The organism is Mesorhizobium sp. M7A.T.Ca.US.000.02.2.1 (genome assembly GCF_003996995.1).
GTDB lineage: Bacteria > Pseudomonadota > Alphaproteobacteria > Rhizobiales > Rhizobiaceae > Mesorhizobium.
In genome coordinates this window covers 1-12,353 of record NZ_RZTT01000164.1, presented here as the reverse complement: position 1 = coordinate 12,353, position 12,353 = coordinate 1, and the positions used below count along the sequence as shown (strand labels likewise).

Sequence of the window (12,353 nt, the reverse complement as noted above, 5' to 3'; positions counted from 1 at the left end):
CCGTCGACAAGGCCTATGCCCCGAGCTTCGTGCTGAACTGTCTGTCGGCAACGGTCGCGTCGGTGGTCGACGCCAAGCTGGTCAAGGAACATGTCGCTGCGGTGACGCCGAGCGCCGACTACAAATGGGACAATGATTTCGGCAATGCCTGGCTGAAGACCGGCTATGCCGGCTCCGGCGTCTTCAAGCTGCGCGAATGGCGTGCCAATGAGGCAGTCGTTCTCGAGCGCAACGACAATTACTACGGCGAGAAGGCCAAACTTGCCCGCGTCATCTACCGCAACATGAAGGAAAGCTCGGGCCAGCGCCTGGCGCTCGAAGCCGGCGACATCGACGTTGCCCGCAATCTCGAGCCGAACGATCTCGACGCCATCGCCAAGAATGCTGATCTGACCTCGACCAGCGCGCCGAAGGGCACGGTCTATTACATCAGCCTCAACCAGAAGAATGCCAACCTTGCCAAGCCGGAGGTACGCCAAGCGTTCAAATACCTGGTAGACTACGATGCGCTGAGCTCGACGATCCTCAAGGGCATCGGCGAAATCCACCAGACCTTCCTGCCCAAGGGCGTGCTCGGCGAATTGGATGAGAATCCGTTCAAGCTCGATGTCGCCAAGGCCAAGGAGTTGCTGGCCAAGGCCGGTCTGCCCGACGGCTTCAGCGTAACCATGGACGTACGCACCGGCCAGCCGACGACCGGCATGGCGGAATCGATCCAGCAGACGCTTGGCCAGGCCGGCATCAAGCTCGAGATCATCCCGGGCGACGGCAAGCAGACGCTGACCAAATATCGCGCCCGCAACCACGACATCTATATCGGCCAGTGGGGCCAGGATTATTTCGACCCGAATTCCAACGCCCAGACCTTTGCCTCGAACCCGGACAATTCGGATGCGGGCAAGTCCAAGACGCTCGCCTGGCGCAACGCCTGGGACATTCCGGACCTGACCAAGGAAACGGAAGCAGCACTGCTCGAGAAGGACGCCGGTAAACGCGCTGACATGTACAAGGATCTCGAGAAGAAAATCCTCGACACCAGCCCCTTCGTCGTCATCCACCAGCAGCTGGAAGTGGCCGGCCTGCGCAAGAACCTCAAGGGCTTTGCGCTCGGCCCGAGCTTCGACAGCAATTTCGTCGGGCCGGTGTCCAAGGAATAGTGCTCGCGGACACGCCGCATGAGCACGGTTGAAAAGGAAGTGGCGGCGGGGCGTGGCAGCGCCCGCGCCGTCGCTATTGCGTCATCGCTTGGCCGTTTCCTGGTCATTGCGATCACGACCTATCTTGGTCTGCTCGCGGTCACCTTCTTCATCGGCCGCGTCATTCCGATCGACCCGGTGCTGGCGGTGCTCGGCGACCGGGCGCCGGCCAATGTCGTCGAGCGCACGCGCCGGGAGATGGGCCTCGACCTGCCGTTGATCGAGCAGTTCTACATTTATGTGAAAAATGCCCTGAACGGTAATTTCGGCATCTCCGTGCTGACCACCAATCCGGTCATGACCGACATTCGCCGGGCGCTGCCGGCCACCACCGAACTGGCGACGCTGGGAACGCTTATCGGGGCGCTGTTCGGCGTGCCGCTCGGCGTGCTGGCGGCGGTCAAGCGCGGCAGTCTCATCGACCAGATCGTGCGCATCATCGGCCTGATCGGCTATTCCGTGCCGATCTTCTGGCTCGGCCTGCTGGCGCTGGTGCTGTTCTATGCCAAGCTGCAATGGGTTGCCTTCCCGGCGCGGCTCGACGTCGTCTACGAATACACTTTTACGCCGATCACCGGCTTCTATCTCCTCGACTCCGCGATGCAGGGGCAGTGGGACGTGTTTTACGACGCCTTCCGCCACATCATCCTGCCGGCATCGCTGCTCGGCTACTTCTCGCTCGCCTATATCAGCCGCATGACGCGCTCGTTCATGCTCAACGAACTGTCCCAGGAATACATCGTCGCGGCACGCGCCAAGGGCCTGTCGGAAACCCGCATCATCTGGGGCCACGCGCTGCGCAATGCGGCGGTGCCGATGGTGACGGTGATCGCGCTCTCCTATGCCGGGCTGCTCGAAGGCTCGGTGCTCACCGAAACCGTGTTCTCGTGGCCGGGCATCGGCCTTTACATCACCAATTCGCTGCAGAACGCCGACATGAATGCGGTGCTCGGCGGCACCATCGTCATCGGCTCGGTGTTCATCGCCATCAATCTCCTCTCCGACCTGCTGTATCGGGTGCTCGATCCGAGGACGAAGGTTCAATGAGCAGAGGTATTCCACTTTCGGGCCTAGAGCAGTTCACCGTTTCACGGAAACGGCGACCCGCTCTAACTCCTTGTTTTTACGCAATTCCGGACGGAAAACCGTTTCACACTTTTCCTGGAATTGCTCCAGCTGCGGCCAATCACCCCCACTCCGGCCCTTCGGGCCACCTCTCCCCCTGCCCGGGGGAGAGGAGAAGCCGGTCGCACGCCTGGCGCCTTTCATCTCCCCCGTCAAGCGGGAGCGGGGTGGTCTGCGAAGCAGGCCGGAGTGGGGGTCGACAGCACCAAGAGGCATCGTCATGACCGCCTCCGACGCCGGCCCTCTCTCCCGTCGCGACTGGCTGCTCAGCGAGCGGCCGGCCTCGCGCATGCAGGCAAGGCTCGGTCGCGCCTATGTGGCGTGGCGGCGCTTTTCCGCCAACCGTCTGGCCTTTCTCGGCCTGCTCATCATCGTTGCCCTGCTGGTCGTTGCCGCCCTTGCCGGCGTGCTGGCACCTTATTCTCCGACGTTCGGCGACCTGAAGAACGCGCGCCTGCTGGCGCCGAGCGCCGAGCACTGGTTCGGCACCGATGATCTCGGCCGCGATATCCTGTCGCGCATCCTCTACGGCTCGCGCTGGACCCTTTATGTGGTCATCCTGGTCGCCATCATCGCGGCACCGATCGGCCTTCTGGTCGGCACGGTGGCCGGCTATGCCGGCGGCTGGACCGATGCCATCCTGATGCGCATCACGGACATCTTCCTCGCCTTTCCCAAGCTGATCCTGGCGCTGGCCTTTGTCGCAGCACTTGGCCCCGGCATCGAGAATGCGGTGCTGGCCATCGCCATCACCTCATGGCCGCCCTACGCCCGCATCGCGCGGGCAGAGACGCTGACGGTGCGCAATTCCGATTACATCAAGGCGGTGCAGCTGATGGGCGCCTCGCCCTTCCGCATCGTGCTGCGCCATATCATGCCGCTTTGCATTTCGTCCCTGATCGTCAGGGTGACGCTCGACATGGCCGGCATCATCCTGACCGCCGCCGGGCTCGGTTTCCTCGGCCTCGGCGCGCAACCGCCGCTGCCCGAATGGGGCACGATGATCGCGTCGGGCCGCCGCTTCGTGCTCGACCAGTGGTGGGTGGCCGGTGCGCCGGGCTTCGCCATCCTCATCGTCAGCCTCGGTTTCAATCTGCTTGGCGATGGGCTACGCGACGCGCTCGATCCCCGTAGTGGTGACCAATGAGCGCGCTTCTCGACGTCGATGATCTGCGCGTCACTTTCCCGACCCGCACCGGGCTGATCGAGGCGGTGCGCGGCGTTTCCTTTTCGCTCGGCCGCGAAAGGCTCGGCATCGTCGGCGAGTCCGGCTCGGGAAAATCGCAGACCGGCCGCGCCATCATGGGCCTGACGCCGCCGCAGGCCCGGATATCGGCCAACAAGCTCGCCTTCGACGGCATCGACCTGCTCAGCGTCTCGCCGCGCGAACGTCGGAAGCTGCGCGGCAAACGCATCGCCATGATCCTGCAGGACCCGAAATATTCGCTCGACCCTGTCATAAGCATCGGCCGCCAGATCGTCGAGACGCTGCGCACCCATGAAAAGGTCGGCAAGGCCGAGGCACGCGACCGCGCATTGGCCATGCTGGAGGCGGTGCAGATCCGTGATCCCTCTCGCGTCTTCAACCTGCATCCGCATGAAGTTTCGGGCGGCATGGGCCAGCGCGCAATGATCGCCATGATGCTGATCGCCGGTCCGGAAATGATGATCGCCGACGAGCCGACCTCGGCGCTCGACGTCACCGTGCAGCTTGACGTGCTAGGCATTCTCGACCGGCTGGTCAGTGAGCGCGGCATGGGGCTGATCTTCATCTCGCACGATCTGCGCCTGGTCTCGTCCTTCTGCGACCGCGTCATCGTCATGTATGCCGGCAAGGTGGTAGAGCAGCTCAAGGCGTCCGAACTCGGCCATGCCCAGCATCCCTACACGCGCGGCTTGCTCAATTGCATGCCCAAGATCGGCGCCGACCGCCACCCGCTGCCGGTGCTCGACCGCAAGCCGGAGTGGGCGGCATGACTTCCGCGATTGCCGTCGACAGGCTGGAAGTGATCTTCGACCGTTTTCGCGCACTGAAGGGCGTCAGCCTCGACGTGCAGCCGGGCGAATCCTTCGGCCTGGTCGGTGAATCCGGCTCCGGCAAATCGACGCTGCTGCGGGCCATCGCCGGCCTTGCACCGGTCGCTTCGGGCGGCATCGCCGTCAACGGCAAGACGCTCGGCGCACGCCGCGACAAGGCCTTCTACCGCGAAGTGCAGATGGTCTTCCAGGATCCGTACGGCTCGCTGCACCCACGCCAGACCGTCGACCGTCTGCTGCAGGAGCCGCTTGCCATCCATGGCTTTGCCGACGGCGAAAAGCGCATCCAGCGGGCGCTCGACGAGGTCGGCCTCGGCAACGGTTTTCGGTTCCGCTATTCGCACCAGCTCTCCGGCGGCCAGCGCCAGCGCGTGGCGATTGCGCGTGCACTCATTCTCGAACCGTCGATCCTGCTGCTCGACGAGCCGACCTCGGCGCTCGATGCCTCGGTGCAGGCGGAAGTGCTCAACCTGTTGGAAGAGGTACGCAAGCGGCGCAAGCTGACCTTCCTGATGGTCAGCCACGACCTCGCCATCATCACCCATATGTGCGAGCGGCTGATGGTGATGCAAAGCGGCGAGGCGGTGGAGAATCTGGCGGCGGCTGAACTTGTCGAACGCCGCGTGACCAAGGATTATACGCGCAATCTTTTGCGGGCCAGCGATGGGTTTGTGAGAACCGCCTGAATTCGTTTTCTCTTTTGCGCCGAACAACCATCTTGGGGACTGCCCGTGGAGGAATGGAAATTTGCGGATCCGCCCAATCTCGCGGTGTTGTCGGACAAGAGCCTATTTAAACGTGGCGACTGGATCGCATACGTTGTGCATGAAGATGACGACGACGACAGCTACAACGACGAAGGTGGCAGTTGGCAATTCTACAGTAGCGACATTCGAGATTGGGATGAACGCGAGATAATGCTCGTAGGCCTGCAAGAGGTGGTTCAACTGGATGAAACCATCCTGGAGTTGGCCGATTTGCCGAAAGGTTGGCGTGCTTGGCGCGCCTCGAAATCGTCGCCATGGCGGCGCGCCAAGTCACGCCCCGTACCCTCCAACGACAACGAGTGACCCGCCAAAGCCTTAAGTCTGGGCTTGCACCGGTTCGCCGCTCTCCACGGGTGGCTCTTCCTGGGCTTTCGGCTCCTTGATCCTGAACCACGTCACATAAAGCGCCGGCAGGAACAGCAGCGTAATCGCCGTGCCGGCAATGATGCCGCCCATCATGGCATAGGCCATCGGCCCCCAGAACACTTCGCGTGCGATCGGGATCAGCGCCAGGCTGGCGGCGGCCGCCGTCAGCGCGATCGGGCGCATCCTGTGTTCCGTCGCTTCGATGACAGCGGCCCAGCGGTCCTTGCCTTCCCGGACGAGATCCTCGATCTGCACGATCAGGATGACCGAATTGCGGATCAGGATGCCGATCAGCGCCAGCACGCCCAGGATGGCGACGAAGCCGAGCGGTGCTCCGCTCGGCACCAGGGCCGCCACCACGCCGATCAGGCCGAGCGGCGCCACCGCCACCACCAGGAACAGACGCTGAAAACTCTGCAACTGCACCATCAGGATCGTCGCCATGACGAACAGCATCAACGGCACGACGGCGGCGATCGGTCCCTGGCTTTTGGCGCTCTCCTCGACCGAGCCGGCGGTGGCGATCGAATAGCCCGGCGGCAGCTTGGCGGTGAAGGCATCGACCGACGGCTTCAACTCGTTGACGACGGTGGCCGGCAGCACGTCGCCGACCAGTCCGGCGCGCACGGTGATGGTCGGGATGCGGTCGCGTCGCCACACCGTTGGCTGCTCCAGATCGTAGCGGAAGTTGGCGACGGCCGCGAGCGGGATCGCCTCGCCGGTACTGGTCGGCAGCTGCATGTTCTGCAAGGTTTCGATCGAGCCGCGTTCGGACCCACGCGAGCGCGCCACGACATTGATCAGGTAGGTGGCGTCGCGCACCTGCGTGATGGTGGCGCCGCCGACCGTACTGTTCAGCGCGCCGGCGATGTCGGAGGAGGTGATACCGAGCTGGCGTGCCTTGTCCTGCAGCACGTCGACCCTCAGCACACGCTGCGGCTCGTTCCAGTCGAAGGTCGGCGCCGCTAGCTTTGGATTGGCGGAGATGACACCGGCGAATTGCTGCGCCAGTTCGCGCACCGTCTGGATGTCGGGACCGCCGACGCGATATTGCACCGGGCGGCCGACCGGCGGTCCGAGTTCGAGCGGCTTGACGAAGGCGTCGGTGCCGACGAACTCCTCGCGCAGCAGTTTTTCAAGCGCCGGCTTGACCCGGTTGCGGGCCGCGATGCTTTTGGTGACGATGACGGTCTGGCCGAAATAGGGGTTGGCCGGCTGCACGTCATAGGCGAGCACGAAACGCACCGCGCCCTGGCCGATATAAGACGAAAAATGGTCGATGTCGGGATTGCCGACCAGCGCCCGCTGCTCGAACCGCTCCATCTGGTCGCGCGTATCGGCGATCGAGGCATTCTGCGGCAGGTTCCAGTCGACGATCAGCTCCGGCCGGTCCGATGGCGGAAAGAACTGCTGCTGCACCAGCCCGAAGCCGGCGATCGAGCCGGCAAACAAAAGCACGGTGAGGATGATGGTCAGCCAGTGATGGCGCACCGAGCCGACAAGCACGCGCCGGAAAAGCGAGGTGAAGCGGCCAGGCTGGTCGTGATGCTTGGTTTTCATCGTCGCCGGCAGGATGGTGACGCCGAGCAGTGGCGCAAACAGCACCGCCACGACCCATGACACCAGCAGCGAAACGGCGATGACCACGAACAGGGTGAAGGTATATTCGCCGGCGGCGCTGTTGTTGAGGCCGATCGGGATGAAGCCGGCGACCGTCACCAGCGTACCGGTCAGCATCGGAAAGGCGGTCGATGTGTAGACATAGGTCGCCGCCTTGCGCAGATTGTCGCCGACCTCCAGCCGCGCCACCATCATCTCGACCGCGATCATCGCGTCGTCGACCAGAAGCCCGAGCGAGATGATCAGCGCCCCCAGGGAAATACGCTGCAGCGAAATGCCGAGATAGGCCATGACCGTGAAGGTGATGGCCAGCACCAGCGGGATCGACAGCGCCACGACGAAGCCGGCGCGCATGCCGAGGCTGATGAACGACACGGCGAGCACGATGGCGACCGCCTCGAACAGCGCGCGCGTAAAGCCCGAGACGGCCTCCTCGACGATGACCGGCTGGTCGGCCACCAGATGCACGCCGACACCGACCGGCAGGTCGGCCAGCACCTTGTCCATCTCCTTGTGCAGCGCCTCGCCGAATTCGAGCAGGTTGGCGTTGGGTTTCATGCCGATGGCGAGCCCGATCGCGTCCTGGCCGTTGAAGCGGAATAGCGCCGTAGGCGGATCGACATAGCCGCGCGTGATCGTCGCCACGTCGCTGAGGCGGAAGAAACGGTCATCGACCCGCAGATTGATGGCGCGCAGGCTGTCCTCGGAGGTGAACTGCCCGCCGACCCGCACGCTGATGCGCTCCGGCCCGGACTGGATGACGCCGGACGGCGTGATCGCGTTCTGCGCCTGCAGGCTCGCCACGATCGCTTGCTGGTTGAGGCCGAGGGCGGCGATCTGGCGGGTCGAGAATTCGAGATAGATCGCCTCGTCCTGGGCGCCGACGAGGTCGACCTTGCCGGCGTTGGGCACGGTCAGGATTTTTGTTCTGGCGTCCTCGACATAGTCGCGCAACTGGCGCGGCGTCAGCCCGTCCGATGTGAAGGCGTAGATGTTCCCATAGACGTCGCCGAAGCGGTCGTTGAAGAAGGGTCCCTGCACCCCCTGCGGAAACTGCGCCGCGATGTCGTTGACCATGTTGCGCACCTGAATCCAGTTCGGCACGACATTGCGTGCTTTGGTGGTGTCCTTCAGGTTGACGAAGATGACGGTCTGGCCGGCCGTGGTGACGGACTTGGTGTAGTCGAGGCTGTCGAGTTCCTCGAGTTTCTTCTCGATACGGTCGGTCACCTGCTGCACGGTTTCCCTGACCGAGGCGCCCGGCCAGTTGGCCTGGATGATCATCGTCTTGATGGTGAAATTGGGGTCTTCTTCACGGCCGAGATTGAGGTAGGAGAACACGCCAGCCACGACGAAGACAAGCATGAAATACCAGACCATGGAGCGGTGGTTGAGCGCCCAGTCGGAGAGATTGAAGCCTTTCATGAGGCCCCTCCCTCGGGCACTGTCACCTTCTGGCCTTCGCTCAGGCTGTGGACGCCCGCCGTGACAACACGCATGCCGGCCTCCAGCCCCTCGGCCACCGTGAAGGTGCCGCCATTCTTCGACGCGACCTTTATGTCGTGTGCGTTCACGCTGGATGTCTGCGGGTCGACGATCCATACTTTCGCGGAACCGTTCTTTTCGAACAGCGCCGACATGGGCAATTCGATCGTCGGTGCCACCTTGGTCACGCGGGTCGCCGTCACCGTCGAGCCGAGCCGGAAGGCCTGTGGCGGATCCGTGAGCGTCAGCTTGACGCGCCGCGTGCGGGTCGAGCCCTCGGATTGCGGTGCGATCTCGCGCAGCTTGGCCCCGGTCTGGATCGTAGGCAGCGACTGCAGGATCACCTGGAAGGGCGTGCCGGCCTCAAGATCACCGGTCAATTGATCGGGAATGTCGACCACCGCCTCGCGCAGGTCCGAACGCGCCACGGTGACGACGGTCTGGCCGGGCGAGACCGTCTGGCCAACTTCGGCGCCGACCGCGGTGACGACACCGTCGAAATCAGAGAACAGCCTGGCATAGCCGAGCTGTTCCTGCGATTTGGCAAGCGAAGCCTTGGCCCGCTCGACACCTGCCTCCGCGGCTTTGCGCGCCTGCTGCGCGGCATCGAAGACAGCTTGCGTGGCGTTGGCCGAGGCGAGCAACTGGCGCTGCCGTTCCTCGCTGGCGGCGGCGTTGGCGAGCTGCGCCTCGGCATTGGACAGTTCCGCCTTGGCCGCCTGGAGGCCCAACTCCAGTGCGGCCGGATCCAGTGCCGCTATCGTCGTGCCCTTGCTGACGATGTCGCCGACCTGGACGTCGCGCGAGACGACCCGGCCAAGCAGGCGGAAGGCCAGGTCGGCGCTGACCTGCGGTTCGACGGATCCGGCAAAACCGAAGATTTGCGTGGTGCGCGGCTCGATCACCATCGACAGCACCGGTCGGACGATCTCGGGCGGCTTTTCCTCCGACTTGGAGCAGGATGCCAGCGCGCCGAGCATGAGCACGCCGAGCAGGATGCGTGGCGTCCGGCTCATTGGCCCGCTCCCGATATCTCGATCGTCTGTCCAGGGCTGAGCAGCTGTCCTCCAGCGGTGACGACGCTCTGGCCCGCATCCAGCCCCTTGGCGATCACGACCGTGCCCGAATTGAACGCCAGCACTTCGACCGGCGCCATCGTCACTGCCTTGGTCGAGGGATCGACGATCCAGACCGCCGGCTTGCCGCCGCTGGACGTCAGCGCCTGCCAAGGCAGCAGGATCGCCTTCGCCGGCTTGGCGCTTACCGTGCCGATGACGGCTGCCCCAAGCGGCATGCCGGCGGGCGTGTCGGGAATGGCGATTTTGACCCGGATCGAGCCCGAAGCCGGGTCGACCGCAGGCGAGATTTCGCGGACCTTGCCCGTCGCCCTGACCTGCGGATCGGACAACAGCGTGATCGTCACCGCAGGCGATGCCGGTGCCTTGGCGATCAGCGTCTCCTGCACGTTGAACACGGCGTCGCGGTCACCGTCCTCGGCGACGGTGAAGACGGTTTGCGCGGCTTGCACCACTTGGCCGGTTTCGACTTGGCGGGCGGTGATCACGCCGGCGGCACCGGCCTTGAGCTCGGTGAAGGACAGGTTTTGCTGGGCGTTGGAGAAAGCGCTCTGCGCGGCTTCGACGCTGCCTTGTGCCACCTTCAGGGCCTGGTCCGCGGCGTCATAATCGCGCCTGGTGGTAAAACCCTGGGCGAGCAGCGTCTTCTGCCGTTCGAAGGCGGCGGCGGACTGGGTCAATTGCGCCTGTCCCGCGTCGAGATCGGCCTGCGCCGAGCGCAAATCGGATTCCTGCTCCTGCGGATCGATCCGGGCGAGCACCGTGCCTTGACCGACATGCTGGCCGACATCGACAAACCGTTCGGCGACGCGACCACCGACCCGGAACGACAGATTGTTCAGCGTACGCGCCGCGATCACCCCGGTCAGCGAGGTTCTCGGCGCATAGTCGGCCATCGCCACGGTTTCGGTGCGCACCATGACCGGCAATTTCTTGTCCGCCGCCTCCTGCTTCTGGCAGCCGGTTAGCAGAAGAGCCGCCGTGCAAGCGAAAAGCACCGAGGCGATCGGACAAGAAAACAGGCAGGGGGTTTTGACCGACGGCCGCGAGACGGACGATGTCGCGTTCCTGCTCATGGACTCCCCCAGCCCCGTGGGCGGCTAGCGCGGATCGCGAGACCTCGCGGATATCTGGAGGATAGTCGATCCCCGGGAAAAGGAAACCGGTGTCGTACGTGTATCGGGCAACTGGTTAAGCGCCGGGATCCACCTGTCGCAGGCCCAATCGCCTGCCGGTGGTGCCGACTTGAGGAAAACGTGAAATAAGGTCAGAAGACGTCTCAACGGCATCAAACAGGACGGGCGCCGGCCCGGTGAGGATACGATGAAGAATTCAGCCATTTCCGAACGCAAGAACCAATCGATTTCCCGCGGCGTCGGCATGACCACGCAGATCTATGCCGACCGGGCTGAAAATTCGGAAATCTGGGATGTCGAGGGGCGCCGCTATATCGATTTCTCGTCGGGCATCGCCGTCGTCAACACCGGGCATCGCCATCCCAGGGTGATCGAGGCGGTCAAGGCACAGCTCGACCGCTTCACCCACACCTGCCACCAGGTGGTGCCCTATGAGAGCTATGTGCGCCTGGCCGAACGGCTGAACGGCATGCTGCCTGGCAAGTTCGAGAAGAAGACGATCTTCGTCACCACCGGGGCCGAGGCGGTAGAGAACGCCATCAAGATCGCCCGCAATGCCACCGGCCGTCAGGCGGTCATCGCCTTCGCCGGCGGCTTCCATGGCCGCACCTTCATGGGCATGGCGCTTACCGGCAAGGTCGTGCCCTACAAGGTCGGCTTCGGCGCCATGCCGGGCGACGTCTATCATGCGCCGTTCCCGGTGCCGCTGCACGGTGTCTCGGTCGCCGACTCGCTGGCCGCGCTCGACCGGCTGTTCAAGGCCGATGTCGATCCGGCCCGCGTCGCAGCCATCATCATCGAGCCGGTTCAGGGCGAAGGCGGTTTCTACGACGCGCCGCGTGATTTCCTGGTTGCGCTGCGCAAGCTTTGCGACCAGCACGGCATGCTGCTGATCGCCGACGAAGTGCAGACCGGCTTTGCCCGCACCGGCAAGATGTTTGCGATGGATCACCATGAGGTGGCCGCCGACATCACCACCATGGCCAAGAGCCTGGCCGGCGGTTTCCCGCTGGCCGCGGTCACTGGCCGCGCCGAAATCATGGATGCGCCCGGCCCCGGCGGGCTCGGCGGCACCTATGGCGGCAGCCCGATCGGTGTTGCCGCCGCGCACGCCGTGCTCGACGTGATCGAGGACGAAAACCTGTGCGACCGCGCCAACACGCTGGGCGCAAGGCTGAAGCAGCGGCTGCAGTCGATCCGCGACGACGTGCCCGAAATCGTCGACATCAGAGGCCTCGGCTTCATGAATGCGGTCGAGTTCAACGACGTCAAGAAGGGCCTGCCGTCGGCCGAGATCGCCAATGCGATCCGGTTGAAGGCGCTCGACAAGGGCCTGATCCTGCTGACCTGCGGTGTCTACGGCAACGTCATCCGCTTCCTGGCGCCGATCACCATCCAGGACGAGGTCATGAACGAAGCACTCGACATCCTGGAAAGCTCGATCCGCGAAGTCTGCGCCGCCTGAACTTCTACCCTCCCCTTGTGGGGAGGTCGGACCGAAGGTCCGGGTGGGGGAGCCTTGCGCAGACCCCCACCCCCCTGCTT

General features: G+C 64.1%; 10 protein-coding genes. 7 read left to right on the top strand and 3 right to left on the bottom strand.

The features are described 5' to 3' along the window. The 6 genes from EOD15_RS17005 to EOD15_RS16980 form a co-directional block, all read left to right on the top strand. Positions 1 to 1,157, top strand: a 1,157-nt coding sequence (locus EOD15_RS17005) for an ABC transporter substrate-binding protein (RefSeq protein ID WP_148129565.1), incomplete at its 5' end; no start/stop codon positions are given. 18 nt (positions 1,158 to 1,175) lie between these two features. Continuing rightward, on the top strand, positions 1,176 to 2,243 hold the full coding sequence (locus EOD15_RS17000; RefSeq protein ID WP_127319783.1) for an ABC transporter permease: 1,068 nt from the start codon (positions 1,176 to 1,178) through the stop codon (positions 2,241 to 2,243). Positions 2,244 to 2,541: 298 nt separating this feature from the next. Beyond that, positions 2,542 to 3,468: a nickel transporter permease gene (nikC, locus tag EOD15_RS16995; RefSeq protein WP_127319785.1), complete on the top strand. Its 927-nt coding sequence runs from the start codon at positions 2,542 to 2,544 to the stop codon at positions 3,466 to 3,468. Further along, positions 3,465 to 4,298, top strand: a complete 834-nt coding sequence (locus tag EOD15_RS16990; RefSeq protein ID WP_127319787.1) for an ABC transporter ATP-binding protein — start codon at positions 3,465 to 3,467, stop codon at positions 4,296 to 4,298. The genes nikC and EOD15_RS16990 overlap by 4 nt, the downstream gene beginning before the upstream one ends. Then, entirely contained in the window at positions 4,295 to 5,044 is a 750-nt protein-coding gene (locus EOD15_RS16985) for an ABC transporter ATP-binding protein (RefSeq protein ID WP_027161778.1), read from the top strand. The genes EOD15_RS16990 and EOD15_RS16985 overlap by 4 nt, the downstream gene beginning before the upstream one ends. A 45-nt stretch (positions 5,045 to 5,089) precedes the next feature. Further along, positions 5,090 to 5,428, top strand: a complete 339-nt coding sequence (locus EOD15_RS16980) for a hypothetical protein (protein ID WP_127319789.1) — start codon at positions 5,090 to 5,092, stop codon at positions 5,426 to 5,428. Positions 5,429 to 5,440: 12 nt separating this feature from the next. Here the strand turns inward: EOD15_RS16980 and EOD15_RS16975 are convergent, their stop codons facing one another. Genes EOD15_RS16975 through EOD15_RS16965 form a run of 3 tightly spaced genes read right to left on the bottom strand, consistent with a single transcriptional unit; the run spans position 5,441 to position 10,748 of the window. After that, positions 5,441 to 8,536 carry an efflux RND transporter permease subunit gene (locus EOD15_RS16975; protein ID WP_127319791.1) on the bottom strand — a complete coding sequence of 1,032 codons (3,096 nt, stop codon included), beginning with the start codon at positions 8,534 to 8,536 and terminating at the stop codon, positions 5,441 to 5,443. Then, a complete protein-coding gene (locus tag EOD15_RS16970) occupies positions 8,533 to 9,612 on the bottom strand; it encodes an efflux RND transporter periplasmic adaptor subunit (RefSeq protein ID WP_127319793.1) in 1,080 nt (359 codons plus the stop codon). The genes EOD15_RS16975 and EOD15_RS16970 overlap by 4 nt, the downstream gene beginning before the upstream one ends. After that, complete coding sequence (locus EOD15_RS16965; RefSeq protein WP_127408656.1) at positions 9,609 to 10,748, bottom strand: efflux RND transporter periplasmic adaptor subunit; 1,140 nt, start codon at positions 10,746 to 10,748, stop codon at positions 9,609 to 9,611. Before EOD15_RS16965 ends, EOD15_RS16970 begins: the two co-directional genes overlap by 4 nt. A 247-nt stretch (positions 10,749 to 10,995) precedes the next feature. Here EOD15_RS16965 and EOD15_RS16960 point away from each other — a divergent pair, with 247 nt between their 5' ends. Continuing rightward, positions 10,996 to 12,273 carry a 4-aminobutyrate--2-oxoglutarate transaminase gene (locus tag EOD15_RS16960; RefSeq protein ID WP_023811424.1) on the top strand — a complete coding sequence of 426 codons (1,278 nt, stop codon included), beginning with the start codon at positions 10,996 to 10,998 and terminating at the stop codon, positions 12,271 to 12,273. Positions 12,274 to 12,353: the final 80 nt, after the last annotated feature.

Bases quoted from the DNA above. Each gene is read 5' to 3' on its own strand.
- nikC (WP_127319785.1), top strand. From the start codon at position 2,542: ATGACCGCCTCCGACGCCGGCCCTCTCTCCCGTCGCGACTGGCTGCTC.
- EOD15_RS16975 (WP_127319791.1), bottom strand. From the start codon at position 8,536: ATGAAAGGCTTCAATCTCTCCGACTGGGCGCTCAACCACCGCTCCATG.
- EOD15_RS16985 (WP_027161778.1), top strand. From the start codon at position 4,295: ATGACTTCCGCGATTGCCGTCGACAGGCTGGAAGTGATCTTCGACCGT.
- EOD15_RS16990 (WP_127319787.1), top strand. From the start codon at position 3,465: ATGAGCGCGCTTCTCGACGTCGATGATCTGCGCGTCACTTTCCCGACC.
- EOD15_RS16965 (WP_127408656.1), bottom strand. From the start codon at position 10,748: ATGAGCAGGAACGCGACATCGTCCGTCTCGCGGCCGTCGGTCAAAACC.
- EOD15_RS16960 (WP_023811424.1), top strand. From the start codon at position 10,996: ATGAAGAATTCAGCCATTTCCGAACGCAAGAACCAATCGATTTCCCGC.
- EOD15_RS16970 (WP_127319793.1), bottom strand. From the start codon at position 9,612: ATGAGCCGGACGCCACGCATCCTGCTCGGCGTGCTCATGCTCGGCGCG.
- EOD15_RS17000 (WP_127319783.1), top strand. From the start codon at position 1,176: ATGAGCACGGTTGAAAAGGAAGTGGCGGCGGGGCGTGGCAGCGCCCGC.